This window comes from Promicromonospora sukumoe, from assembly GCF_014137995.1.
Taxonomy (GTDB): Bacteria; Actinomycetota; Actinomycetes; order Actinomycetales; family Cellulomonadaceae; genus Promicromonospora; species Promicromonospora sukumoe.
In genome coordinates this window covers 587958-612403 of record NZ_JACGWV010000003.1, presented here as the reverse complement: position 1 = coordinate 612403, position 24446 = coordinate 587958, and the positions used below count along the sequence as shown (strand labels likewise).

Here is a 24446-nt window from a genome sequence, read left to right as displayed (position 1 = left end):
GTCAGACCCCCTGGCTTCTTGCTGCGTGCTCTTCTCGCGGCAGGGTGTCCTCGTCAGGCTCCGCCCCCGCCCGTGGTGCTGTCGACGACCCTATGGTCTCGTCCTCGACGCCGGTCACGTCGACCACGACGACGGTGATGTTGTCCCGGCCCCCGGCCTGAATCGCCGCGTTGACCAGGTGGCCGGCGGCGCGCTCCGGGTCGGGCTGCTCCAGCAGGATCGACTTGATCTGGTCGTCGGTCAGCTCCCCCGTGAGGCCGTCCGAGCAGATCAGCACGCGGTCGTGCAGCGTGACCGGGATGTACCGGAAGTCGGCCCGGACGTCGTCCTGGGCGCCCAGCGCCCGGGTGATGACGTTCCGCCGCGGGTGGCTGCGGGCCTGGTCCATCGTGATCGCGCCCGCGTCCACGAGCTCCTGCACCTCGGAGTGGTCCACGCTCACCTGCGCGAGCACCCCGCCCGAGAGCAGGTAGGTACGCGAGTCCCCGACGTTCACGAAGAGCCAGTACGGCACGTCCTCGCGCTCGTCCACCAGCACGCCCGTGAGCGTGGTGCCGGGCGCGTTGCCCGAGTCCGTCTCGATGGCGCGGACCCGCTGCTGGGCGATCTCGAGGAACGCCTCGACCAGGGCCGGCTCCACCTGCTCGACGTCGGCGAGCCCGCTGAGCGCGGCCAGCGCCTCCGCGCTGGCCACCTCGCCCGCCTCGTGCCCGCCCATGCCGTCGGCCACGAAGAACACCCGGCCGGTCGCCAGGTATCCGTCCTCGTTGAGCGACCGACGACGACCCTGGTGCGATGCCGCACCCCAGATCGTCGTCAGCCCCTGCTCCTGGTGGGTCATGCCCGGGGCTCGGCGGCGTGCACGACCAGACGGCGGTCCCCGACGTGGATGGTCGCGCCCACCGGCACCCGGACCCGGGCGCCCGGCTCCGCGACCTGCGGCGAGCGGCCCGGCGCCGAGACGACGGTGCCGTTCGTGGACCCGCGGTCGGTCAGCCACAGCCCGGCGGAGTCGACGCCCAGCTCGGCGTGGTTCTTGGACACCGACCGGGTCGGGTCCTCCACCCGCACGAGGATGTACGACGAACCGTCGGCGGCCTGCGGGTTGCGGCCCACCAGGGCGGGCCCGTCGATGACCCGGCGCTCCCCCGACTCCAGCTCGACGGTCACGGTGACGACGGCGGCGGGCTCCAGGACCGGGGCCTGCATCCGTGTGGCGTCCGAGACCTCGTCCCGCTGCGGCGGCAGGGCCGCCTGCGCGGGCGGCGCGGCCGGGGCGGGCTGCGCCGGGGCACCGTTCTGCGGGTGGCCGACGCCGCGCGTCGGGCGGGACTCCGGGTGCTGCTGCGGCGGCAGGGCGGCCGGAGCCTGCTGCTGCGCGGGCTGCTCCTGCTGCGGGGCCTGCTCCTGCTGCACCGGCCAGGTCCGGGCCGGCCAGGCCGACTCGGGCTGCTGCGGCGCGGGCTGCTGGACCGACGGCTGCTGGGGCGCGGGCTGCTGCTGGTAGGGCTGCTGCTGGACCGGCTGCTGCGGCTGCTGCGCCGCCGGCTGCTGGTACGGCTGCTGCTGCACCGGCTGCGAAGGCGGCTGCTGCTGGACCGGTGCCTGCTGCGCGGGCGGCGCGCTCGGCGCGCTGCCCGGGATACCGGTGATGAGGCCGTCGCCGCCCGCCGCGGGAGCCCCCTGGGCGGGTGCCTGCGGGAACGCCCACGGGTCCGGCGCCGCCACGGCGGGCTGCGCCGGGGCCTGCGGGGCCGCGGGCGACAGCGGCGGCACCTGGCCGTACGGGCTCGATGCGGGGGCCGCGGGCGTCGTCGGCCGCACCGCGGGCTTGCCCGGGGCGCGCGGACCGGCCGCCACCGGGGTCAGCCCGGTGCCCGCGACCTGCGGGGCGCGGACGTCGACCACGACGGACCGGGCCGCCTTGTCGTGCCAGCCCTGGACCTTGCCGCCCTTGTCCCACAGGGGGCTGAGCAGCACCACGATCTGGCCGACGCCGAGCACGAGGGAGCCGGCCGCGAGCACGAGCACGCGGAGGATCTCGCGGACGAACCCGATCGGGGCCCGGTCCTCGGCCGACAGCGTGCGCAGGCCCATCGCGGAGTTGCCGATGGTGCGGCCGGTCCGGGACTCCCAGATCCACATGGAGAGCTGGAAGGCGAACCCGACCAGGCCCCCGAGCAGGTAGACCCGCATCATCTGGGCGGCGATCTCTGCCGCCTGCTCCTGGGACACGACCACGAGGCCCGAGGGGACGTCGATGAACGAGATGCCGATGCCCGCCACGATGCCGATCAGCACGCCGGCGATGGCGCCGTCGATCAGCCACGCCACGAACCGCTTGCCGACACCCGCGTAGGGCGCGACCAGCGGCGGCGGCACTGACCCCGCCGCGGGAATCTGCGTCGCCGTGTAGACCTCCACCTCGGTGGTGATCGGCGGCCGGCTCTCCACCATCGGCACCGAGCCCGAGCCGCCCCGCGCGGCGGCGGCCGCCTGCTGCACCTGTCCCTGCGGCACCTGGGCCGGCTCCGCGACGGGCCGTCCCGTACGCGGGAACTCCCGTCCGCAGGCCGCGCAGAAGGGCGCACCCGCTCGCTGGGTCGACCCGCAACCCGCGCAGACCACGTCCGTCATCGACTCTCCTTCTTCCGCCGGGACCCGAGTCCCCCGAGTGCCGCGAGGATTCCGCGACGACCGCCCACACGCGCCCAGACGGACCGCAGCGACAACGCCGCGCGCACCCTCCGTCGCTTGCTGAGGTTGGAGCGTAGCCCGCCCACCAGCGCGTCCACCTCGGCCCAGAACGAGTCGACCTCGGCCTGGGTGGGCTCACCCCGGCCGAAGACCGAGGCGTCCGCGCGGTGCGCGAGCGTGAGGGTGGCGGGGACCTGGTGCGCTCCGACGATCACGCCGGCGCTCTCGCGCCGGGTCGCGCCGGGCGGCACGGTCGTCCCGATGTCGGTCACGACGTCGACCACCTCGTGCCAGCCACCGCTGATCTGGTCGGCGGGCTGGTCGGCGGTGCGCCGGGCCGTCCGTCGCCGGGCCTTGTACGCGAGGATCGCGACGATCGGGCCGACGATCAGCAGCAGCGGGATGCCGACGGCGAGCAGGATGAGCCCGAGCAGACCCCAGTCGAACAGGTCGTTGTCGGCGTCGTCCTTCTCGTCGTCCTCCACGCTGCCGGCCTTCGCCTTGTCCGGCTCCTCCGGGGGCTCCGGGTCCTGCAGCACGGGCGGCTTGGGTACCTGCTCGCTCTTGGGCTCGGGCTGGATCTGCGGCTTCTCGTCCGGGACGGCGTCGACCGGGACCCAGCCGTACCCCTTGTAGGGCACCTCGATCCAGGCGTGCACGTCGCTGCCGAGCACCGTCCAGGGCTCGCCCTCCTCGTACTCGCTGTCCTTGTCCGGGTAGAAGCCCATGACCACGCGGGCCGGGATGCCGGCCTGGCGTGCCATGAGGGCGAGCGCGACGGCGAACTGCTCGTCGTCACCCACCATCTTCTCCTCCTCGACGAGCGTGTCGACACGCTCGGCCGAGTGGCCCGGGCGCGACGGCACCTCGCCGTCGAGCCCGCTCGAGAGCACGCCCGACGCCTGGAGGCCATCGCGGATCAGGAAGAGCTTGGTCGCGGGGTCGGTCTCCTCGCCCGTGAACTGCAGCGCCTTGGCGGGCAGGCCCGCCGGCATCGCGGTCGTCTCGGTCTCCGGCAGGTCGGCGTCGAGGATCGTGCCCTTCTTCAGGGTGTCCTCGTCCGGCGTCTCCGGCATCAGCACGTTCAGGCGGTACGTGTCGCCCGGCTTGATGCCCGCGGTGGTGATCGCGGTGCTGGTGGTCGAGTTGTAGTAGGTGCCGTCCGTCTGGGCCTCGGCGTTGCCGCCGAGCCACTCCACGCCGGTCAGGTTGCCGATCTCGGGCACCCAGACGCCGCTGTAGCCCGTGACCTCGACGTCGATCGGCGTCGGCGTGCCCTCGGAGGCCGTGGCGATCTCCTCGCCGACCCGCGTGTAGACGCCGGTGTCGCCGCCGTCGCCGGACGCGTCGTAGACCACGCCGTCGTACCGGTCGAGGGTGGCGAGCCGGATGCGGCCGTCCTCCGGCAGGTCGCTGACGGTGAACAGCTCGTCCTCGCGGGCGTCCTTGGCGTAGTGCCGGAACGCCACGAGCGGGCTGGTGAACTGGTGGACGTCCAGCGGCGGGACGATCGTCTCGCGGAGCACCGTACGGGGCTGCTCGGGCATGATGACCGGCGCGACGAAGCCGGCGACCAGCGCCGCGGCGCCCAGGATGACGGCGCCCGTGCGGACGCGGTGCCAGCGCAGCCGGCGCGTGGCCTCGCGGCTGGCCTCCGTGGTGATCGAGTGCGTGCCGACGCGCGCCTCCATCACCCGCACCGCACCCCACAGGAGCGCGGCGATGGCGATCACGAGGCCCTGCACGACGGGCATCGCGGCGTCGAGCGTGCCCAGCAGGATCACACCGACCAGGCCGACGACGACCGGCACCACGGCCCAGACCGCGTGCTTCGCGCGCCAGGCGATGGTGCCCGCCACGAGCGCGACGACGAGCATCAGCAGGAACGGGACCACCCCGAGGTCGGGGAACGACCGCATGGGGGGCACGGTGGTGATGAACTGCTTCCAGCCCTGCACCGAGCCGAGCAGCAGCTCGCGCAGCGTGTCCAGGGTCGGCACGACGCCCGCGATCGACGTGTGCGGCAGGGCCAGCGCGCCGCCGAACAGCACGTAGGCCAGCACGGCCAGCGCCGTCACGACGACGGCGGGGAAGCGCCGCCAGGCGCCCACCCAGGCCACGGCCAGGCCGACGACGATGCCGCCGACGGTGGGCAGCAGGTAGCCGAGGGAGCCCCAGACGGGGCCGAAGCCGACGGCCACCGCGCCGAGCATCACGACCAGCGCGGCGGCGTCGACCAGGGCGAACCTGGTCAGCGCGCGCGGCTGCTCGCGCTCCTTGCGGCGGGTGGTGCCCCGGCCCGTGCCGGTCCGGTACCCGGTACCGGTGCCGTAGGGCGGCTGGTTGCCCTGCGCCGGCGCGCCCGCCGGGAGGTTGCCGCGGGTGTTCTCGTCACTCATGCGTCGCTCATCTTCTTCAGCGCAAGGGGCAGGTCGCCGAGGCGGCCCAGGGTGAGCACGCCCAGCTCCGCGATGGAGTGCCGGCCGAGGGAGGCCCCCGGCACGCACTGGATGGCCATGACCTGGACGCCCACGGGCACGCGGGCGGACGCCGCGCGCAGCTCGGTGGGCGTGACCCGGCTGCCGACGATGAAGGCGATCACCGAGAAGTCGGCGGCGGCCATGCTCGCGGCGCGGGCGAGGTCGACCAGCTTGGACTTGCGGGACTCCATCTCGATCCGGGAGAGGTCGTCCATCAGGCGGGTGCGGTGGTCACCGTGCAGCGTGGCCTCGTTGACCAGCACCGTCACGCCGCGGTCCTCCTTGATGGCCTGCAGGCCCAGGGAGCCGCAGACGCTCACGGCGAGCTCGAACTCCTCCTCGTTCGCGTAGTCCTCGGCGCGCGTGGACAGCAGCACCGCGAGGTGCGAGCGCCGGGTCTCCTCGAACTGGCGCACCATGATCTGGCCGGTGCGGGCCGTCGTCTTCCAGTGGATGTGCCGGCGGTCGTCGCCCGGCACGTAGTCCCGCAGGGCGTGGAAGTTGACGTCGGCGTTCGTGATGTCGTTGGTGACGCGGCCCTCGAGGTCCTTGAGGAAGCCGGTCGACGAGCCCGTGAGGTTCTTGACGCGCGGGTGCACGAAGACCTCCTGCTCACCGGTCCAGGTCATCTCGCGGCGCAGCAGGCCCAGGGGGTCGGCGCGGACGGACTTGACCGGGCCCACCGTGATCACGCTGCGGCGCCGGGTCGGGATCGTGAAGATCTCCTCGTGCGTGCCGCCGCCCTTCAGGCGGGGCACGGGGAACGCCGCCGTGCCGCTGCCGACCGGGAGCTCCATCACCGACGGCAGCAGCGGGCGGCTCGACGCGTTGCGCACGTCGAGACGGCCGACGGCGCGGTCACCGACGGTCACGCGGGCCTGCGCCAGGTCGAGCACGACGTCGTACTTGAACCGCCCGAGCACGAACACGATGGCGCACAGCAGCGTGACCGTCAGCACGATCGCGGCCACGAGCAGCTCGAGCCAGCCGAGCACCAGCCCGGCGACCCAGGCCCCGGCGGCCATCAGCGTCACCGCGATGCCGAACGTGCTGAACGTCCGGCGGACCGGGGCGAGCGCACGGCCGGCCGCCCCCGCCCGCGTGCGGGCGGCGGCAGAGAGGGTCACCCAGCCGCGGCGGCCCTCCTGCGCCCGCTCGCGGCCTGCCGCGACGACGCCGGCGAGGCCGGTCGGCTTGTCCTGGCGCTTGCCGTACGCCGGCCCGGGCGCTCCGCCCGCCGAGATGCCCGTCGTCATGCCGAGGCCCGCTCCTGCGGCGCGGCGACGTCGGCCATGATCCGGGCCAGCACGACGTCGGGGCGGGCGCCCGCGAACTCGGCCTCCGGGTCCAGCACGAAGCGGTGGCCCCAGACGGGCTGGGCCAGCTCCTTGATGTCGTCGGGCAGCACGTAGTTGCGGCCGTGGGCGGCGGCCCACACCTTGGCGCAGCGCACCAGGGCCAGCGCGCCACGGACGGAGACGCCGACGCGCACCTCGTGCGCGTTGCGGGTCTCCTCGGCGAGGCGGGACACGTACTCCAGCACGGCGGTGTCGGTGTGCACGGTGGCGCCGAGGTCGGCCATCTCGGTCACGGCCTTGGTCGTGATGATGGGCTGCAGCGCGGAGCTGCGGTCCTTGACCGCGGCGCCCGACAGGATCTCCACCGTCGAGGCGTGGTCGGGGTAGCCGACCGACGTCTTCATGAGGAAGCGGTCGAGCTGGGCCTCGGGCAGGCGGTAGGTACCGGCCTGCTCGATCGGGTTCTGGGTCGCGAGCACCATGAAGGGGCGGCCGGTCTCGTGCGCGACGCCGTCGACGGTGACCCGGCCCTCCTCCATGACCTCCAGCAGCGCCGACTGCGTCTTCGGCGAGGCACGGTTGATCTCGTCCGCCAGCACGATCGAGGCGAAGATCGGGCCCGGGTGGAAGTCGAACTTGCCGGACTTCTGGTCGTAGATCGTCACACCGGTGACGTCCGACGGGAGCAGGTCCGGCGTGAACTGGATGCGGTTGTGCGAACCCTGCACCGACGCCGCGATGGAGCGGGCGAGCATGGTCTTGCCCGTGCCGGGGGCGTCCTCCAGCAACAGGTGGCCCTCGGCGAGCATGCACGTGAGCGCCAGCCGTACCACCGGCGCCTTGCCCAGGACCGCCTGGCCGACGTTGCCGACGAGCCGGTCGAAGGTCTGGGCGAACCAGGCCGCCTGCTCGGGGGTCATCGTGGTCATCTCGTGTTTCCCTACTGCTCGTTACTGCTCGTCCGTCGGGTGAAAGTTGTGTCGATCATGGCGTGCCCGGCCGCCGCGTGCGCGGCGGCCGGGCACGGTCGGTCCTACCAGGTCCTCGCCTCGTACAGGGTGCCGTCGATCCGGACGGCCACCTGCGTGTTCGGGTACCCGTAGAAGCAGCTGAGCTGGCGGCTGCCGTTGCCCGAGAAGCTCATGCTGTAGGCACGGTCGGGCGTCAGGATGTTGTGCCAGCCGGACTCGTCCGGGTTGGTGCCCGAGTAGCACTCGACGCTGTGGTTGCCGCCGGGGAAGTCCTGCCAGTTGATGACGAAGTAGGCGCACGAGGAGTGCGTGCAGTCGCCGTTGTTGACGCTGGAGCCCTTGGTCACCCAGGCCTTCGGGTCCGGCGCCTTGTCCGAGGTGCCGGTGTCGCAGGTCTGCTGCGACTGCCCCTCGGTGTCGGTCACCGTGACGCAGGCGGTCCGGTTCTGGCTGTACCCCGCGGAGGCCGACTGGCTGCCCGACCGGGCGTTGCTGGTGATGTCGCCGGTGACCCGGACGGTCGTGCTGCGGCCGTTGGTGGCGTCGCCGTTCCAGGTGAACGTGACCTTCTGGTCGCCGCCGACCGCGCTGATGGTCGGCTTGGGCGGCATGCCGTACGGCACCACGGCGTTCGACGCCGCGGACCAGCCCGAGCAGGTGTAGCCGTTGCAGGCCCGCACCTGGAAGGTGTACGACGTGCCGTTGTTCAGGTTCGGGTACGTGTACGACGTCACGTTCCCGACCGACCGGCCGCCCGCGCCGTTGGCCTGGACCTCGTACCGCGGGCTGGTGCCCCGGAAGTCGCCGATGGCGCCCCAGCTCACGTTCGCCTGGCCGCTCGTGTTGGACCCGAGCGCGGCGTTCGGCTTGCCCGGGGTGTCCGGCGTGCCGTACGGCTCCACCGCGTTGGACTGGCCGCTGACCGGCGACTTGCCGGCCTTGTTCTCGGCCTGGACCGTGAACGTGTAGCTCGAGCTGGTGCTGAGGTCCTGCACGGTCTGCGAGGTGCCCGAGGTGGTGATGGTGTTCACCTTCGAGCCGTCGCGGTACACGTCCAGGAAGTACGTCTTGACCGGGTCACCGTTGTTGGCGGGAGCCGTCCACGAGACGTTGATCTGGCCGCCGACGGCGGTGTCCACCCGGCTGGCGTTCGGCGCGGCCGGCTGGGCCGGGGGCGCGGCCGGGGTCTCCGGCGCGGACGGCTCGGACCAGTCGGACGGGTCCGGGGCCGCGTTCTTGGCCTGCACCCGCACCGTGTACGCCGTGCCGTTGCTCAGCCCGTTCCACGTGGTGTTGCTGCCCTGGACGCAGGTCTTCTGCGTCACGCCGTCGTTCGGGGCCGGGCTGATCTCCAGGTTGACGCACTCGATCGGGGACCGGTCCGAGTACGCCTGGTTCTTCCAGGACACCTCGACGCTCTGGTCGCCGAACTCGAGCGTCGGCGGGGCGGGCTGGTCCGGCTTCTCGTCGGGGCGCGCCTCCTGCGAGGCCGGCGACGGGTCGGACTCGCCCACGTCGTTGGTCGCGGTGACCGTGAACGTGTACTTCACGTTGTTCTTGAGCCCGTCGAACGTGCAGGTGGTCGTGGCACAGGCGTGCTCCTGACCGTTCTGCGTCCGCACGGTGTAGCCCGTGATGTCCGCGCCGTTGTTGTTCGGCTGGTCCCAGCTCAGCACGACCGTCTCCGAGCGCACCTCCTCGACCCGCGGGGCGCGCGGCGCCTCGGGCTTGCCCAGCACGGTCAGCTTCGCGATGCCGTCGACCTCGCGGTCGGGGTCACCCGTGGCGTCCTGCACGCGGTAGCGCACCATCATGGCGCCCGTGAAGTCCGCGTTCGGGGTCACGACGAGCTGGTCGCCGCGGTACTCGGCGGTACCCGAGCCGGTCTCGACCACCGGCACGCCCGTCAGCTTCAGCGCCTCGTTCGGGAACGGGTTGCTGTCGTTCGCCAGGACCGGGATGGTGGTCGGCTCGCCCTGGTGGGCGTCCAGCACCACGTCCTGCGCCGTCTTCACGAGCTGCCGGGTCGAGGCCACGACCTCGACGGTCAGCACGGCGTCGACCGCCGGGTTGGTGCCGTCGGAGACCGTCATCGCCAGCTCCTGCGCGGTCCCCTTCGAGACCGAGGGCTCGACCTGGGCCGAGACCGAGCTGTCGGCGACGGTCGGCGAGATGCCCTCCGCGCCCTTGACCGTGAAGGTCAGCGGGTCCTTGTCCGGGTCCTTCACGTACCGCGACAGGTCGACCGAGCTCTCCTCGCCGGCCGCGACCTGCAGCACGGGACGGCCGGTGACCTTGGGCGGCATGTTCTTGGACGGCGTCACGTCGATCGGCAGCGTCAGCACCGCCGTCAGGCCCTCGGCGTCGTCCGGCCCGTCGCCGTCGGTCACCTCGAAGCTGACCGACGCCGCACCGGCGTAGTCCTTCTCCGACGTGTACACGATCGTGTCGGGGTCGGTGACCTCGGCCGTGCCCTCCAGGGCCTTGACCGTCTTCTCCTCGGTGATCCGCGGCTCGGTGCCCTCGCGGACCACCACGTAGTCCGCCAGGTCGATCGTCAGCGGCTCGCCGCTGGTCGCCTTCAGCGGCTCGAGGCCGGGCTTGACGTGCGGCCGCGCCTGGTCGCCCGGCACGCGGACGAACGCCTTGGCCTCCAGGCCGTCCATGTCGGTGACCGTGTAGGTGATGACCTGGGCGCTCTGGGTGAGCTGCACCTCGAGCATGCCGTCCTCGGTGATCCGGACGCCCTCGAGGTCCGGGTCGATCGTCAGCTCGAGGTCAGCGGCCACGCCGTCCGGGTCCACGTCGTTGGCCTTGACGTCCACGGTCACGGTCGAGGAGCCCTCGACGTCGTCCGAGGTGACCACGTCGTCGTGGGCGATCGGCCGCAGCAGCGGCGCGTTCTGGTCCACGTTCACGGTGATGGCACCGCTGGCCTTGGCCTTGTAGGTGTCCTGGATGCCGTAGTAGAAGGAGTAGGAGCCCTCGTCGTCCGGCGCGGTGACCACCACGTCGTCCTTGACGACCTTGGGGTCCATCTCCTCGGTGCCCTCGAACCCGCTCTCCACGAGGCCGATCTCGTCGCCGTCGGGGTCGGTGTCGTTCTCCAGGGCGCGGACGGCAACCGTCCGGCCGGGCCGCACCGTCGTCTCGTCGTCGGTGGCCTGCGGCGGCTGGTTGGTGGCGGGCTTGGGCGTGACGCCCACCCGCACCAGGCCCTCGCCCACGGCGCCACGGGTGTCCGTGACCTGGTAGGTGAAGGTGTCCAGGCCGCTGCTCTCGTCGGCAGCCTTGTAGTCGATGAACCCGTCCACGATCGTGGCGGTGCCCTGCGACGGGGCGCCGGAGATGGCGCTCAGCGTCACGTAGTCGCCGTCGGGGTCCGTCCCGTCGAGGTTCAGCGGGATGCGGGTGGTCCCGCCGGCCAGCACGCGGGCCGTGATGTCGGGGAGCTGCGGCGCCGCGTTCTCCGGGTCGTCCTTGACGACGATGGTGACCTGGGCGGAGTCCTTCTGCCCGTTCGAGTCCTTGACCTCGTAGACCGCGTGGTACGTCCCGGCCTCCTGGCCGGCGCGGAACCGCACGGTGTCCTGCGAGACGAAGGCCTCGCCCGCCTCGGCCGGCGGCGCCTCCTGCAGCTCGTCGGTGAGGGTCAGCTCCAGGCCGTCGGGGTGGTTGTCGTTCTTCAGCACCGGGATGGTCACGACGTCGCCCACGTGCACGGTCGCCTCGTCCGGGCCCGCCTCCGGCGGCCGCAGCTGGGCCGGCGCCGGGATCGGCACCACGCGCACCTGGCCCGTGGTGGTCCCCGCACCGTTCGCCACGGTGTAGGTGAGGGTCACGGGCTCGTCGAGCCGCTTGACCTCGGAGACCTTCAGGATCTGGTGGTTCAGCACGGCGACCTTGACGGGCGCGTCGTCCGGGACGTCCACGCCCTGCACCACGAGCACGCCGCCCGCGGGGTCGGTGTCGTTGGCGAGCACGTCCACCAGCGCGGACCCGCCGGTCGGCAGCAGCACCTGGTCGGACACCGCGACGGGCGGCCCGGACTCCTCCGGCGGCTCGACGACGTCGACGCGCACCAGGCCCATGGTCGGCTCGGGGCCGTCGGTGATCTGGTAGGTCACGTCGAACGAGCCCGGCGAGTCGCCCACGACGCGGAAGGTGCCCGCGCCGTAGTTGGGCGTGATCTCCAGCCCGGCCTTGTCGTCGACGTTCGTCAGGCGCAGCTTGTCGCCGTTCGGGTCGAAGTCGTTCTGCATGGGCCGCACCGTCGCGGGCTCGCCGGCCAGCACGGTCACGTGGTCCTGCACCGCGACCGGCGGCACGTTGGTCGCGACGACGTCGACGAGCAGCTTGCCCTGGAACGGCAGACCCAGCGCGTCCGAGACCGTGACGTCCACGATCTTGCGGCCGGTGGTCGTGCCGCCGTCGCGGAACTCGACCGTGCCGTCGGGCCGGAAGCGCACCTCGTCGAGCGGGTCGGCGGTGCTGGCGTTCGACAGGAACATGTCGTCGCCGTCGGGGTCCTTGAAGTACGGCAGCACCTTGATGGTGCCCAGGCCGTCCTGGCCCACGCGCAGCACCGGCTCACCGGACTGCGCGGGCGGGTTGTTCTCCTCCAGCGGGACCACCCGGACGTCGACGGACGCCTGGTCGGTACCGCCGCGGCCGTCGTTCACCTCGTAGGTGAAGGTGGTGGTGCCGGTCGCGTCCGGCGGCACGTCGGCCTGGAGGGCCGCGCCGTCGAGCACCCGGTCGACGCCGATCGGGCCGTCGACCTCGCCCTTGACCTCCGCGACCATGACGTCGCCGTCCTTGTCCACGTCGTTGCCCAGCACGTTGAGCACGGTGGTGCGGCCCGGCCGCACGCCGTACGCGTCGTCCTTGGCGACCGGCGGACGGTTGGCCTTGTTGCGCTGCGCCACGAACTGGTCGACCTGCTCGGGCGTGGTCTGCTCCGACTCGGTCTTCTCGCCCTCGGCGTCCTCGGGCATCTTCAGGTCCCAGTCGTCGACCTTCTCGAACTGGTCGGCGGCCATCCACAGCGAGCCGTTCGCGACGTCGTTCAGGACGATGATGTTGCGGTTCACGCGGTAGGCGAGGCTGATGCTCGCGTCGACGCCCTCGAGCTTCTCGTCGACGTCGTTGTCCGTGCCCTCGCAGTCGCGGATGACCTGGCCCGAGTTCCAGGCGCCGTAGACGCAGCCGCTGAGCTGCACCGGGGCCGACGGCGTGCCCTCCGCCGTGCGGGTGGTCGCGTCGCCCCCGCCCAGCGGCTGGGACACGAGGCCCTGGGTGGTGGCCAGCACCACGTCGTCCTCGGCGTCGGACGGCTGCTGCAGCATGCCCTGCGCGCCGTCCTCGATCTCCACGGAGTCGCCGCCCGGCAGGATCAGGTTGCCGGTCGACTGGTTCAGGATCACGGGCTTGTCGCCCACGGCCGTGACCTGGATCTTGGCGTCCCCGCTCAGGGCGACCGACGACTCCTCGACGTCCTCGGCGACGCCGTTCTTGCTGGTGGGGACGGTGTAGAGCTTGCCGTCGCCCGGGACCGCCAGGTGCACGGTGCCGTCCTTGCCCACCGCGAGCGTGCCGCCGGGGCCGGCCTTGACCGTGGGCTTGAGCTTCTTCTCGTCGAACGCGACCGCGCCGTCGAAGGGGAGCACCCAGGCCTTGCCGGACTCCTCGTCGTACACCGCGGTGGTGGCGCCGCCCGCGGCGACCTGCGCGCCCGCGGGGAACTTCATGGTGCCGCGCAGCGTGAGCTGGGCCGGCTCGACGGGGCTGGCGGACGAGTCGCTCGCGCTGTCGAGGAGCACCCGCTGGGCGTCCTGCTCGACGTCGAAGTTCGCCGAGCTGGCGAGCAGGGTGCCGTCCAGCGCCTTGGCCTCGTAGTTGAAGCGGCCGAGCTTGCCGGACGCCGTCTGCGTCACCCACACGCCCGAGTCGTTCAGCTGGACGTCGGCCGTCGCCTCGCCGTCGTAGAGGAGCGCGAAGCCCAGGAGGCCCGCACCGAAGAGGGTCACCACACCGACCGATGCTGCCGATCTGCGGTTCTCGTATACGCGCGAGACAAAGCTCATGCGTCCTCCTCATTCATCACGCCACCGAAAATTGTTCGCCCGGACGGCACACACGGGCGCAACGGCAGCACACTACCGGGGGGAAGGGTGAATCGTCGTGGAATTTCGGTGGGCAGGACTACCCATGCGGCCTGTCCATCTTGTAGGAGTGTGTCTGGTAAGTGACGGGCCTGTCGAGGACGAAACAAGAGGTATTCCGGGGCCTTTCACCAGCGCAGCCGGTTCGACGAACCGAGCTGCTGGGTCTCCACCCAGGTGTCCGCGCCCGTGTACCCGTGCATGCAGTCCGACTGCCCGGACCAGTTGCCGTTGCCGTCGGTGCGCAGCGGGACACCCCACGCCTGGCCCCACCAGTTGCCCTGCTCGGCCCGGGGGAAGTACACCTGGCCGGCCGGCTGGCGGATCGTGGTCAGGCACCGCATCGTGAACGCCGTGTTGGGCTCCCAGCCGGTGATGCTCATGTTGATCCAGCGGCACGCGGCGCCCTGCCGGCAGCCGGACGACGTCGAGCCGTCGGCGCCCTTCGAGATGGTGAAGGAGCGGTTGGCCGGGTTCGAGTTGGTCTGCCCGCTGCCCGACGCCGTCGTGCCGCACCCGGCGGCGTTGCAGGCCTGCGCCTCGAGGCTGTAGCTCGTGCTGTACGCGGGCCCGACGTCGACGTTGCCGCCCGACGCGCCCATGCTCTGCCAGCCGCCGCCGTTGACGCGGTAGCGGATCGACTCCACGGCCCGGCCGCCGTTGCTGCCCGGGCCCGACACGGTGAAGCGGCCCTCCGAGGAGGAGCGCAGCGTCCAGCTCACGCCCGGGGCTCCCGGCGTCGTGTACGGGGTGACGGCGTTGGAGCTCGCGGTCCACGCCGAGCAGGTGTACTGGTTGCAGGCGCGCACCTGGAACTGGTAAGCCGTGCCGTTGCTCAGGCCCCCGAACGTGTAGGACGTCGACGTCCCGGCGTTCCCGGGGGTGCCCCCGCCGTTGGCCAGCACCTCGTACCGGTGCCCCGGCCCGCGGAAGTCGCCCGACGAGATGCCGCTCCAGCGCACGTCGGCCTGGCCGCTCGTGGTGGAGCCGAGCGCCGCCGTCGGCGTGCCCGGGACCCGCGGCTGCCCGTACGGAACCTGCGCGGCCGACCGGTCGCTGGCCGGCGAGTTCCCGGCCTTGTTCTCGGCGGTGACCGCGAACGTGTACGAGGCCTCCGCCGACAGCCCGGAGACGACGCGCGACGTGCCCGTCACGACCTGGGTCTCCACCTGGGACCCGTCCCGGAAGACGTCCAGGTGGTACCGCTCGACCGCGGCGCCGTTGTTCGCCGGCTCGGTCCACGCGACGGTGATCTGCCCGCCGAGCGCGTTGTCCACCCGCTGCGCGGTCGGCGCCGCGGGCTTGGCCGGCGGCGCGGCCGGGGTCTCGGGGGCGGAGGCGTCGCTCCAGTCCGAGGGGTCCGGCGCGGCGTTCACGGCCTGCACCGTCACCGTGTACGCGGTGCCGTTGGCCAGGCCGTCCCAGACGATCCGGGTGCCGGTGACGCAGGACTTCTGGATCACGCCGTCGGCCGGGGCCGGGCTGATCTCCAGGTTCACGCACTCGATGGGCGACCGGTCGGTGTACGTCCGGTTCTTCCACGAGACCGCGAGGGACGAGTCGCCGAACGTCAGCGACGGCGGCTCCGGCTTGTCGGGCTTCTCGTCCGGCCGGGCGTCCTCGGACGGCCCGGACGGCTCGGACTCCCCCACCTCGTTGGTCGCCGTGACCGTGAAGTTGTAGACCACGTCGTTCTTGAGGCCGGTGACCGTGCAGGTCGTGGACCGGCACTCGGTGCTGTCGCCCTTGCCGGACCGGGCGGTGTACCCGGTGATCTCCGCGCCGTTGTCCGACGGCGGGTCCCACGTCAGCACCACCGTCTCGGAGCGCACCTCCTCGACCTGCGGGGCGCGGGGCGCCTCCGGCCGGCCCAGCACCGTGACCTGGACGGTGCCCTCGACCTCGCGGCTGACGTCGGCCGTCGCGTCGGCCACCCGGTAGCGCACCACCATCGCGCCCACGAAGTCGTCCGCCGGCGTCACGACCACCTGGGAGCCGTTCGACTCCGCGTCGCCCCGTCCCGTCTCGACGACGGCGCCGACCACCTGGAGCGGCTCCTCCGGGAACGGGTTGGCGTCGTTCGCCAGCACGTCCACCGTGGCGGGCTCGCCCTGGTGGGCGTCGCGCACCTCGTCCGGGTTGGCCCGCGCCAGCGGGCGCGTCGAGGCCACGACCGTGACCGCGAGCTCTCCGGCGACGGGCGGGTGCCCGCCGTCCGACACCGTGAACGGGACGGTGACCCGCGTGCCCTTCGGGACGGAGGCCTGCGCCTGCGCGAGCACCGTGGAGCCCTCGGTGCCGAAGGTGATGCCCTCGGCCCCGCCGGTGACCTCGACGGTCAGCGGGTCGCCCTCGGGGTCCACCGCGACGCGCGACAGGTCCAGCGCCGCCTCCTCGCCGGCGGCGACCTCGAGCAGCGCCGTCCCACGGATCTCGGGCGGCTGGTTGCGGCTGGCCCGCACGTCGACCGGGAGGGTGAGCACCGCGGTCCGGCCCTCGGGGTCGTCGGGGCCGTCGCCGTCCGTCACCTCGAAGGTGACCGACGCCGGGCCCACGTAGTCCTCGTCCGACGTGAACGTCAGCGTCGTCGGGCCCGTGACCTCGCGGGTGCCCTCGATCGCGGTGACCTTCTCCTCGACGGTGAACCGCGGCTCGTGGCCGTCGGCCACCTCCACGTGGTCCGCGACGTCGATCTCCAGCGTCTCGCCGGAGAACGTCTTGAGCGCCTTGACCGGCTGCTTCAGGTGCGGCAGCGAGCCGTCGCGCGGCAGCCGCAGGAACGCCTTGGCCTCCAGGCCGTCCATGTCGGTCACGGTGTAGGTGAGCACCTGCGGGTCCTCGGTGAGCGCCACCGTGACCTCGCCGCTCTCGCCGAGCGTGACGCCGGCGGGCTGCTCGCCGTCGTCGCCGAGCACGGCGACCGTCAGGTCCGTCGCGACGCCGTCGGGGTCGCTGTCATTGCGCAGCACGTCCACGGTGACGGAGTCGGAGGTGACGTCCGACGGCGGCACCACGTCGTCGCGGGCGATCGGGCGCAGCAGGGGCGCGTCCCGGGCGACCTGGACGGTGATCGCGCCGGTGGCGCGGGCCGCGTACGTGTCCTCGATGCCGTAGTAGAAGGTCTGGGTGCCCTCGTCGCGGGGCGTCGTCACCACGACCATGTCCTCCACGACCCGGGGGTCCAGGCCCTCGGCACCCTCGAACGACCTCGGCACCAGGCCCACCTGGTCGCCGTCCGGGTCGGAGTCGTTGGCCAGGGCGTCCACGGCCACGTCGCGGCCGGGGCGCACCAGGGTCTCGTCGTCGCCCGCGGTGGGCGGCTGGTTGACGCCCGGCGGCTGCGCGACGCCGACGGCGACCGTGCCCTCGGCGGTCGCGCCGCGCGTGTCGGTGACGGAGTAGCGGAACTCGTCCGCGCCCGCGGCGTCGCGCGACGCCTCGTACTCGAGGAACCCCTCGACCACGCGGGCCGTGCCCTGGGACGGCGGCGCGGAGAGGCCGTCGAGCGTGACGTGGTCGCCGTCCGGGTCGCTGCCGTCGAGCGGCAGCGGGATGCGCGTGACGGCGCCCGCGAGCACGCGCGCCGTGGTGTCCGGCGGCTGCGGCGCCGCGTTCTCCAGGGTGTCCGTGACGTTGATGGTGACCTGCGCGGAGTCCTTCTGGCCGTTGCTGTCGCGCACCTCGTAGACCAGGTGCGCGGTGCCGGCCTCGGACCCGGCCCGGAACCGCACCGTGTCCTCGGAGACGAAGGCCTCGCCGAGCTCCGGCGTCTCCACCAGGTCGGGCGTGAGCTCCAGCTCCAGGCCGTCCGGGTGGGAGTCGTTCTTCAGCACGGGGACGGTGACGATGTCGCCCGTGTGCACGGTCGCCTCGTCCGGCGCGGCCTCGGGCGGGCGCAGCTTGGTGGGCGCGGCGATCGGCACCACCCGCACCTGCCCGACGGCGGTCTCCGTCCCGTTGGAGACCGTGTACCGCAGGGTCACGGGGCGGTCCAGGCGCTCGGTCTCCGCGACCCGCAGCACGTGGTGGTCCAGCACGACAGCGGTGACGCCCGGCGACGCGTCCACCGAGGAGACCACGAGCACCCCGCCCGCGGGGTCGGAGTCGTTCGCCAGCACGTCGACGAGCGCGGAGCCGCCCGCCGGGAGCAGCACCGTGTCGGCCACGACCACGGGCGGGCCGGCGGCGTCGGGCGGCGGGAGCACGTCGACCCGCACCAGGCCCATCGTCGAGCCGGGCCCGTCGCTGACCTGGTAGGTGATGTCGTAGCTGCCCGGCTTCTTGCTCACGAACCGGAAGGTGCCCGCGGCGTAGTTCTCCGTGATGGTGGCCGGGGCCTGCTCGGAGACGCTGACCAGCCGGAGCCGGTCGCCGTTGGGGTCGGAGTCGTTGCGCAGCGGCGCGACGGTGACGGGGTCGCCCGCCAGCACGGTCATGTGGTCGGCCACGGCGACCGGCGGCTCCTGCGTGGCGATCACGTCGACGAGCAGCCGGCCCTCGCCCACCTGGTCCAGCCCGTCCGAGACGGTGAGGTCCACGATCTTGCGGCCGGTCGCGGTGCCACCGTCGCGGAACTCGACGGTGCCGTCGGGGCGGAACCGCACCTCGTCCATCGGGTCGGCGGTGTCGGCGCTGGACAGCACCAGGTCGTCGCCGTCGGGGTCGCGCCAGAACGGCAGCACCTTGATCTTCGCGTCCCCGCCCTGCGCCACGCGCAGCACCGGCTCGCCCTTCGGGGCGGGCGGCTCGTTCTCGCTCAGCGGCACCACGCGGACCTGCACCTTCGCGTCGGCGCTGCCGCCGCGCCCGTCGTCCACGGTGTAGGTGAAGGTGGTGCTGCCCGACGCCGTCTCCGGCACGTTCGCCTGGAGCGCCGCGCCGTCGAGCACACGGTCCACGGAGATGTCCGAGGCCTTGGCGCCGGACACCTTGCCCGCCGGCTCCTTGATCGCGGCGGTCAGCACGTCGCCGTCGGGGTCGAGGTCGTTGCCCAGCACGTCCAGCACGGTGGTGCGGCCCGGCCGCACGCCGATGGAGTCGTCCTCGGGCTCCGGCGGGCGGTTGGGCTTGTCGCGCTGCGCGACGAACTGGTCCACCATCTCGGGCGTGGTGGTCTCGGACTCCGTCTTCTCGCCCTCGGCGTCCTCGGGCATCTTCAGGTCCCAGTCGTCGACCTTCTCGAAGTCGTCCGCCGCCATCCAGAGGGTGCCCGCCGAGACGTCGTTCAGTACGATGACCTGGCGGTTGACCCGGTAGGCGAGCTCGCCCTCGGCGCCCTCCAGCAGCTCGTCGACGTCACGGTCGGTGCCGGGGCAGTCCCGGACCACGCGGCCGGTCCCCGACCACGCGGCGAACGTGCAGCCGCCGAGCTGGACGGGTGCGGCCGGGGTGCCCTCGCCCACGCGCGTCGTGGGGTCCCCGCCGCGCAGCGGCTGCGTGACCAGGCCCTTGGGCGTGGCGACGACCACGGCGTCCGCCTCGGCCGACGGCTGCTGCACCCGCGCCTCCGCGCCGCCCGGCAGGTTCACGACGTCGCCCCCGGGCAGCACCAGCGTGGCCGCCGTGCGGTCCAGCACCACGGGCCGGTCGCCGACGGCGGTCACCTCGACCTCGGCGCCCTTCGCGACGGGCAGCTCCACGTCCGTGACGTCCTCGACCGCGCCGGAGCCGGAGGTCGTCACGGTGGCGAGCCGGCCCTTGGCGGGGGCGGCGCCGAAGACCGTGCCGTCCGTGGCGACGGCGACCCGGGCGCCGGGGCCGAGCTCCGCCGTCGGCTCCAGGTCCTCCGCGCTGAACTGGACCGCGGCCTCGAACGGGAGCACCCACAGGCGGCCGTCCTCCGGGTCCAGCACCGCGGTGGTGTGCCCGCCGGAGGTGATGACCGCCCCGGCGGGCGCCGTCATGGTGCCGCCCAGCGCGAGCTGCGCCGGGTCGACGGGGCTCGCGGTGGCGGTGCCCGGGTCCGTCATCAGCACCCGGTACTCGGCCTGCTGCACGTCGAACGTCGAGGAGCCGGACAGCAGCGTGCCGTCCATGGCCTGCGCCTCGTTGTTGAACCGGCCCAGCAGCCCCGCCGACGTCTTGGTGACCCACACCCCGGAGTCGTCGAGGTCGACCTCGGCCGTGGACTCCCCGCGATGCAGCAGGGACATGAGGATCAGGGTCCCGGCAAAGACGGCGACCACGCCGCCGGAGACCGCCGACCGGGTCGACACCTTCAATCCGGGCACAGGTTTTCCTCAAGTCTCGATCAGCGGCGGTGGCGGCAGCCTAGCCGTTGCCTCCGACAATCGGAACGAATGCAAAACAATGCACCGGGGTGAATTGCCGCGCAATTTGCGTTTTACCAGGTCAGGCGCAATAAAACCCGTAGGACGCCGGAATGGTTGCTCAGACCGCCCGGTCCGCCAGGGCCTGGGCGAACTGCTCCAGCGAGTCCTTGACCGGGCCGTCCGGCAGCGGAGCCAGCTCGGCGGCCGCCTCGCGCGCCCAGCGCACCGCGAGCTCGCGGGTGTCCGCGAGCACGGGGTGTGCCCGCAGGCGCTCCAGGGCGGCCGTCAGCACCTCGTCGGACGACAGGTCGCCGTCGAGGGTCTCCAGCAGGTCCCGGTCGTCGTCCGTGGCGGAGCCCGACGCGACGTGCCGGCGCAGCAGCAGCACCGGCATCGTCGGGACGTGCTCGCGCAGGTCGGTGCCCGGCGTCTTGCCCGAGGTCTCGCCCTCCGAGGCGACGTCGAGCACGTCGTCGGCGAGCTGGAAGGCGACGCCGACCTTCTCGCCGAACGCGCCCACGGCCTCGACCTGCTCCTTCGGCGCACCCGAGAGCATCGCCCCCAGGCGGGCCGACGCCGACAGCAGCGACGCCGTCTTGTCCGACAGGACCTGCAGGTAGTGGGCCACGGCGTCCTCGCCGTCGTCCGGGCCCATGGTCTCGTGGAGCTGCCCCAGGCACATCCGCTCGAACGTCCGGGACTGCAGGATCACGGCCTCGGGACCGAGCTCCGCCACCCGGGCCGAGGCCCGGGCGAAGAGCATGTCGCCCACCAGGATCGCCACCGAGTTGCCCCACACCATGTGCACGGCGGGCGCGCCCCGGCGCATGGGCGCGGAGTCCATGACGTCGTCGTGGTACAGCGAGGCGACCTGCGTCAGCTCGACCACCACCGCCGCGTCGACGACGCCGGGGGCGGCGCCGTCCCCGAGCTCGCCCGTCAGCAGGGTCAGCAGCGGCCGGAACCGCTTGCCGCCCGCGTCGACGAGGTGCCGGGAGGCGCCGTCCGCCAGCTTGTCGGCGCTGGTGACGGCCTCCGACAGCGCGTCGTCGACCACCGTCAGCCGGTCCGCGAGCCGGGATGCCAGCTCCGGGTCCGTGATCGGCAGGCCGAGCGCGGTCGGGTCGGGCAGGTCAGTCGGAGCGGCCGGCGGTGCGGACGCCGACGTACCCGTCGTCGTCTGGGGCGGCAGCGGTACGGAGGTCACGGCACGAACTTACTTGCCTCTGCCGCCAGATTAAGAACCAGGGACGGGAAAACGCCCAGAATCACTGTGGCGATCGCGCAGACCGCGATGGCCACGGCCGCCGGACCGCGCGACCGCACCACCGTCACGACCACGCGCTGCGGGGCCGTGACCTGCACCTTGGTCGCTGTGGCGACGCCGCCGGCGCCCTCGGTTTCGTCGCTGGTCGAGCTCGTCGAGACCCCGGTTTCGGCAGGCTCAACCTGCGACGGCTCGACCTGCGACGGCTCGATCGTCCCGGGCTGGAACACCATGACCACCAGCAGCCGCAGGTAGAACGCGACGGCGACCACCGACGCGATCACGCCGAGCACCGCGAGCCACCACAGCCCGCCCGACGTCGCGCCCGTGAACGCGCCGAACTTGGCGATGAACCCCGCGGTGAGCGGGATGCCCGCCATGGAGAGCAGGAACAGGGCGAACGCCGCGGTGAGCCACGGGGCCTTGCGCCCCAGGCCGGCCCACTGCGCGATCTCCGTGGCCTCGCCGAGCACCACCCCGTCGTCCTCGACCGGGCCGTTGTCCTCCGCTCCGCCGGGCGTGACCCGGCGCTCCCGGACCAGCGTGACCACCGCGAACGCGCCGATCGTGGCCAGGCCGTAGGCCAGCAGGTAGAAGAGCGTGGAGGACTGGACCTGGGCGTTGAAGCCCGCGATGCCCACCAGCAGGAAGCCGGCGTGCGCGATCGACGAGTAGGCGAGCAGGCGCTTGACGTCGGTCTGCACCGACCCGATGACCGTGCCGACGGCCATCGTCAGGACGGCGACCACCACGATGACCACCTGGAGCTGCTCCATGGTCTCCGGGCTGAGGCCGCCCACCCCGATGGTGATGCGGTACAGCACCTCGACGAGCGCCGCGACGGCCGCCGCCTTGGTGCACGCGGCCATGAACCCGGTGATGGGCGTGGGCGCCCCGGTGTAGACGTCGGGCGTCCAGGCGTGGAACGGCACCGCGCCGACCTTGAACAGCAGGCCGACCGTCACCAGCAGCACGCCCGCGACGAGCAGCCCGGTCATGCCCTCCAGGGGCAGACCGCCCTGCTGCACCCGCTGGGCGATCTCCAGGAGCCGCACCGTGCCGGCGAACCCGTAGATCAGCGCGACGCCGAAGATGAACAGCGCCGAGGCGAACGCCCCGAGCAGAAAGTACTTGGCCGCTGCCTCCTGCGACAGGAGCCGGCGCCGGCGCGCCGTGGCGCACAGCACGTACAGCGGGAGCGACAGCACCTCCAGCGCGATGAACATGACGATCAGGTCGTCGGTGGAGGCGAAGAGCATCATGCCGCCCGCGGCGAACAGCAGCAGCGGGTAGATCTCGGTCTGCTCCAGGCCGGACCGCCGGGCCAGGTCCTCGTAGGAGGTTCCGGGCACCGCCGACGCCGTGGGCGCGAACGCGTCCTGGCCGGTGCTGGTGCGGTCTGCCACCACGAGCACGCCCAGGAACGCGAGCACCGCGATGATGCCCTGCGTGCCGAGCGCGAACGGCGTGAGCGTCACGCTGCCGCCGACCACCTGGACGGGCTGCGCCACGATCTGCGGCCAGAGCACCACGACGAAGGCGAGGGCCCCGGCCAGGGCCGCCAGGGTGAGCACGACCTGCGTCACGCGGCGCGCCCGTGCCGGGACGAACGCCTCGAGGAGCACGCCGACCACGCCCGCGCCCAGCACCACGATCAGCGGTGCGAGGGCGAGCCAGTCGATCTCGGGTGCCACGAACTCGTTCACTTGTCGCTCCCCATCTGCGCGGCGTCGGCCGCCGGGTCGTCGACCGCGATGGTCGTCGCCGACTGCTGCGCCGGCGCGTCCACGTAGGTCAGGGCCAGGCCCGGCACGAGGCCGAGCACCAGGAGTCCGGCCACCAGCGGCGCCGCGACGATGCGCTCGCGCGCCCGGAGGTCGGGCAGGGCCTCCAGGCCCTTGGCCGGCGCCCCGGTGAAGATCTTCTGGTAGGTCAGCAGCACGTACACCGCGGCGAGCACGACGCCCGGGATCGCGGCCACGGTCCAGGCGGCGGAGCCGGCGGGCGAGCCGCCGAACGCGCCGACCAGCACCATGATCTCGCTGACGAACGTGGCCAGGCCGGGCAGCGACAGCGTCGCCAGGCCCGCCACGAGGAACGTGCCGGCGAGCACCGGCGTGACCGACCGCAGGCCGCGGTAGTCCGTGATCCGCTGCGACCGCTCCGGGTGCCGGGCCACGAGGAAGCCGGCCACCAGGAACAGCGCGCCGGTGGCGAGACCGTGGTTGAGCATCATGAAGCTCGACCCGGCGGTGCCCAGCGGCGTGAAGGTGAAGATGCCCAGGATGATGAAGCCGAAGTGGCTCACCGACGTCCAGCCGACCAGCCGCAGCAGGTCGGTCTGCATGATCGCCATGACCGCCCCGTACAGCACCGAGATCACGGCGAGCGCGATCACGAACGGCGCCGCCCAGCGGGACGCCTCCGGGAACAGCGGCAGGCAGAGGGTCAGCATCCCGAAGGTGCCGACCTTGTCCAGCACGCAGATCAGGAGGGTGGACGTGCCGGGGGTGGCGTTCCCCGCGACGTCGGGCAGCCAGCTGTGCACCGGGACCATCGGGGCCTTGATCGCGAAGGCGATGAAGAACCCGGCGAACATGAGGCGCTCGGCGACGGTGCCGAGGTTCACGCCGACCAGCTCGTCCACGAGGAACGCCTGGCGGGGGTCCACGCCCGCGCCCACCGCGAGGAAGTACAGCGCGATCACCGCGGCGAGCATGATGAGCCCGCCGCCCAGGCTGAACATCAGGAACTTCACGGCCGCCTGCCGCCGTCCGGCGCCGTGCCCGAACCCGCCGATCAGGAAGTACGCGGGGATCAGCATGGCCTCGAACAGCACGTAGAACAGGAAGACGTCACGGGCCGAGAACACGGCCACCATGAACGCCTGGAGCAGCAGCACGAGGCCCACGAACCGGCGCAGGCGCACCTCGTCGCGCCCCTGCTCGTTCCAGGCGGCGAGCAGCACCAGAGGCACCAGCACCACGGACAGCGCCACCAGCAGCAGGCCGACGCCGTCGACGGCCACCGCGTACGAGGTGCCGATCTGCGGGATCCACGCGTGGGTCTCGGCGAGCTGGTGCTCGGCGGCGGCGCTCGTGTCGAAGGCGAGGAACGCCCCGACGAGCAGGGCCACCTCGACCAGCGAGAACCCGAGCGCCACCGGGCGGGCCAGGCCCGTCCCCGCGTTCGCGGAGCCGGTGCGGGAGCGACCGAGCGCGCCCAGCCCCACCACGGCCGCGCCGACCAGCGGCCAGGCGATGAGGGCGGTCAGCCAGGGAAACATCTCTCCTCCGA

The 24446-nt window shown here is 72.7% G+C and carries 10 protein-coding genes; all 10 read right to left on the bottom strand.

Features of this window, described 5'->3' with window-relative positions:
* Position 1: 1 nt before the first annotated feature.
* Entirely contained in the window at positions 2 to 841 is an 840-nt protein-coding gene (locus tag FHX71_RS26725; RefSeq protein ID WP_182620513.1) for a PP2C family protein-serine/threonine phosphatase, read from the bottom strand.
* Positions 838 to 2637 carry an RDD family protein gene (locus tag FHX71_RS26720; protein ID WP_182620512.1) on the bottom strand — a complete coding sequence of 600 codons (1800 nt, stop codon included), beginning with the start codon at positions 2635 to 2637 and terminating at the stop codon, positions 838 to 840. The genes FHX71_RS26725 and FHX71_RS26720 overlap by 4 nt, the downstream gene beginning before the upstream one ends.
* Positions 2634 to 5096: a transglutaminase TgpA family protein gene (locus tag FHX71_RS26715; RefSeq protein WP_182620511.1), complete on the bottom strand. Its 2463-nt coding sequence runs from the start codon at positions 5094 to 5096 to the stop codon at positions 2634 to 2636. The genes FHX71_RS26720 and FHX71_RS26715 overlap by 4 nt, the downstream gene beginning before the upstream one ends.
* A complete protein-coding gene (locus FHX71_RS26710; protein WP_182620510.1) occupies positions 5093 to 6433 on the bottom strand; it encodes a DUF58 domain-containing protein in 1341 nt (446 codons plus the stop codon). The genes FHX71_RS26715 and FHX71_RS26710 overlap by 4 nt, the downstream gene beginning before the upstream one ends.
* A complete protein-coding gene (locus FHX71_RS26705) occupies positions 6430 to 7404 on the bottom strand; it encodes an AAA family ATPase (RefSeq protein ID WP_182620509.1) in 975 nt (324 codons plus the stop codon). Before FHX71_RS26705 ends, FHX71_RS26710 begins: the two co-directional genes overlap by 4 nt.
* Positions 7405 to 7508: 104 nt before the next feature.
* The gene (locus FHX71_RS26700; RefSeq protein ID WP_312877235.1) at positions 7509 to 13478 is read right to left on the bottom strand and encodes an Ig-like domain-containing protein; all 5970 of its coding nucleotides are present in this window, start codon (positions 13476 to 13478) and stop codon (positions 7509 to 7511) included.
* A gap of 260 nt (positions 13479 to 13738) precedes the next feature.
* Positions 13739 to 19840, bottom strand: coding sequence for an Ig-like domain-containing protein (locus tag FHX71_RS26695; protein ID WP_312877234.1), 6102 nt, complete (start codon positions 19838 to 19840; stop codon positions 13739 to 13741).
* Between the two features lie 160 nt (positions 19841 to 20000).
* Entirely contained in the window at positions 20001 to 21089 is a 1089-nt protein-coding gene (locus FHX71_RS26690) for a polyprenyl synthetase family protein (RefSeq protein ID WP_312877233.1), read from the bottom strand.
* Positions 21086 to 22855: an NADH-quinone oxidoreductase subunit NuoN gene (nuoN, locus tag FHX71_RS26685; RefSeq protein WP_182620507.1), complete on the bottom strand. Its 1770-nt coding sequence runs from the start codon at positions 22853 to 22855 to the stop codon at positions 21086 to 21088. The genes FHX71_RS26690 and nuoN overlap by 4 nt, the downstream gene beginning before the upstream one ends.
* The gene (locus FHX71_RS26680) at positions 22852 to 24435 is read right to left on the bottom strand and encodes an NADH-quinone oxidoreductase subunit M (RefSeq protein WP_182620506.1); all 1584 of its coding nucleotides are present in this window, start codon (positions 24433 to 24435) and stop codon (positions 22852 to 22854) included. Before FHX71_RS26680 ends, nuoN begins: the two co-directional genes overlap by 4 nt.
* Between the last annotated feature and the right edge of the window lie 11 nt (positions 24436 to 24446).

What these genes read in the sequence shown, in the direction of transcription:
- FHX71_RS26710 (WP_182620510.1), bottom strand. Translation starts at nt 6,433, where the DNA reads ATGACGACGGGCATCTCGGCGGGCGGAGCGCCCGGGCCGGCGTACGGC.
- FHX71_RS26705 (WP_182620509.1), bottom strand. Translation starts at nt 7,404, where the DNA reads ATGACCACGATGACCCCCGAGCAGGCGGCCTGGTTCGCCCAGACCTTC.
- FHX71_RS26725 (WP_182620513.1), bottom strand. Translation starts at nt 841, where the DNA reads ATGACCCACCAGGAGCAGGGGCTGACGACGATCTGGGGTGCGGCATCG.
- FHX71_RS26715 (WP_182620511.1), bottom strand. Translation starts at nt 5,096, where the DNA reads ATGAGTGACGAGAACACCCGCGGCAACCTCCCGGCGGGCGCGCCGGCG.
- FHX71_RS26680 (WP_182620506.1), bottom strand. Translation starts at nt 24,435, where the DNA reads ATGTTTCCCTGGCTGACCGCCCTCATCGCCTGGCCGCTGGTCGGCGCG.
- FHX71_RS26720 (WP_182620512.1), bottom strand. Translation starts at nt 2,637, where the DNA reads ATGACGGACGTGGTCTGCGCGGGTTGCGGGTCGACCCAGCGAGCGGGT.